The following is a 1,673-nucleotide window of genomic DNA, read 5'->3' as shown; positions in this document are numbered from 1 at the left end:
CGGCGGCAGCAATAGTGGCGGCAACAGCAACAGCAACAGCAACAGCAACAGCAGCGGCAACGCCAACGCCCAGGCCGGCAGCGCCGGGTCGTTCATGCTCATGGGCGCCACCAGCGCGCTGCTCGGCGGCGACGCCGGGGACGTCCGTCACCCGCACCACCTGGTGAACGGCCGGATCGCCGCCGACCCCGAGGTGTACCGGTCGGCGCCGGGCCGGCGGGTGCGGCTGCGGATCGTCAACGCGGGTGCCGACACCGCCTACCGCCTCGCGCTGGGCGGCCACCGGCTGACCGTGACCCACACCGACGGCTACCCGGTCCGCCACGAGGAGGTGGACGCCCTGCTGGTCGGGATGGGCGAGCGCTACGACGTCCTGGTCACCCTCCAGGACGGCGTCTTCCCGCTGACCGCGCTCGCCGAGGGGAAGGACGCCGCCGGACGGGCCCTGGTCCGTACCGGCGCGGGCGAGGCGCCGGCCGCCGCGTTCCGCCCCGCCGAGCTGAACGGCCGGATCCTCGCCGCCACCGATCTGCGGGCGGCGGAGGAGGCCGGGCTGCCGAAGCGGACGCCCGACCGCACCCATCGGATCGAACTGACGGGCGGGATGGCCGAGTACGACTGGGCGTTGAACGGGCGCCCCTTCGACATGGCCGACCCGGCCGCGCGCCCGTTCCTCGTCGGCAGCGGTGAGCGGGTACGGCTGGAGTTCGTCAACCGGACCGACATGTGGCACCCCATGCACCTGCACGGCCACACCTTCCAGGTGGGTGACGACGGCCCGCGCAAGGACACCGTGATCGTGCTGCCCGGGCGGACGGTGGTCTGCGACTTCGAGGCGGACAACCCGGGGCAGTGGATGACGCACTGTCACAACGCCTACCACGGCGAGGCGGGGATGACGGGGCTGCTCGCCTACCGCGCCTGAGCCGGGACGGGGACCGGGTGCTGCCCCCGCAGGAGCAGCACCCGGTCCCCGTGCCCCCGGGGTCAGTCCTGCCGCACCACGATCGTGCACAGGCGCTTGGTGGCCCGGGTGAGCGCGACGTACAGGTCGCGGTCGCCGCCGGGCCGGGCCGAGGCGATCGCGTCGGGATCGAGCACGACGGCCGTGTCGAACTCCAGGCCGCGCGCCTCGGAGGCCGGGACCAGCCGGGCGTACCGGTCCGCGCCCGCCGCCGTCAGCGCGTCCACCGAGCCGTCCGGGCAGACCACGCCGATGAGTTCGCCGGGGTGGGCGGCCGACTGCTCGCGCAGTTCGGCGAGCAGGGTGTCCATCAGCCCGGCGCGCGAGGTGTCGCGGCTGCGGGGCTCCTCGCCGTGCCGGATCGAGCCGATCGGGGCCTGGTCCGGCGCGATCCGGGCCAGCAGCTCGCGGGTGGTGGCGAGGATCTCCTCGGTGGTCCGGTAGCTGACGGTCAGAGTGCGCAGGTCGAACCGGCCCCCGAGGTGCGGGTCCAGTGCCTCGTGCCAGCCGCGCGCGGTGGTGGCCGGGCCGGCCTGGGCGAAGTCGCCGACCAGGGTCATCGACCGGGCCGGGCAGCGGCGCAGCACCGTTCGCCACTGGAGCGCGGTGAACTCCTGCGCCTCGTCCACCACCACATGGCCGAAGGTCCGCGCCGGTGGGCCGTCCAGCAGGGCGGCCGCCTCGTCCAGCAGCGGCAGGTCCGCGTCGG

The 1,673-nt window shown here is 74.7% G+C and carries 1 protein-coding gene and 1 pseudogene; one reads left to right on the top strand and one right to left on the bottom strand.

Annotation, left to right across the window (positions count from 1 at the left end; genetic code table 11):
* Positions 1-925, top strand: a 925-nt coding sequence (locus tag VR45_RS38125; RefSeq protein ID WP_045944538.1) for a multicopper oxidase domain-containing protein, incomplete at its 5' end; no start/stop codon positions are given.
* Positions 926-987: 62 nt separating this feature from the next.
* Here VR45_RS38125 and VR45_RS38120 read toward each other — a convergent pair.
* Positions 988-1,673 (bottom strand): annotated as a pseudogene (locus VR45_RS38120) (ATP-binding domain-containing protein); the annotation flags it as partial.

Source organism: Streptomyces sp. NRRL S-495 (assembly GCF_000966955.1).
GTDB classification, from domain to species: Bacteria; Actinomycetota; Actinomycetes; order Streptomycetales; family Streptomycetaceae; genus Kitasatospora; species Kitasatospora purpeofusca.
This window is presented reverse-complemented; position numbering and strand designations above follow the sequence as displayed.